Source organism: Motilimonas sp. 1_MG-2023 (assembly GCF_030547455.1).
Classification (GTDB): domain Bacteria; phylum Pseudomonadota; class Gammaproteobacteria; order Enterobacterales; family CBDFNC01; genus Motilimonas.
Genome location: NZ_JAUOPX010000192.1, coordinates 1 through 257, shown reverse-complemented (window position 1 = coordinate 257; position 257 = coordinate 1). Strand labels below are relative to the sequence as shown.

1 protein-coding gene is annotated in these 257 nt (G+C 39.7%); it reads right to left on the bottom strand.

Features of this window, described 5'->3' with window-relative positions:
- Positions 1–35: 35 nt before the first annotated feature.
- A complete protein-coding gene (locus Q4519_RS21915) occupies positions 36–242 on the bottom strand; it encodes a hypothetical protein (RefSeq protein ID WP_303516076.1) in 207 nt (68 codons plus the stop codon).
- Positions 243–257: the final 15 nt, after the last annotated feature.

The window sequence follows — 257 nt, the reverse complement described above, 5'->3', positions numbered from 1 at the left end:
TCGCTTAGGTTTGTCACATTACCGAACATTTGAACTTAAAACACAATTGCAACAAAAGGGGCAGCTTCAAGCTCAAAAAAACTCACATGGAAATTGCCTTGTGCATTATATAAACCACTTAGCTCAATCATGATGACGGGTTTAAGTAAATCGGAGTTATGTTGCAACTGTTCAAATGTAAACTCTGCAAAATCCGATGCCTGGCTGTCAACAACATCGGTCACTACCAACACTGGGATCATGATGTGATTACGTCA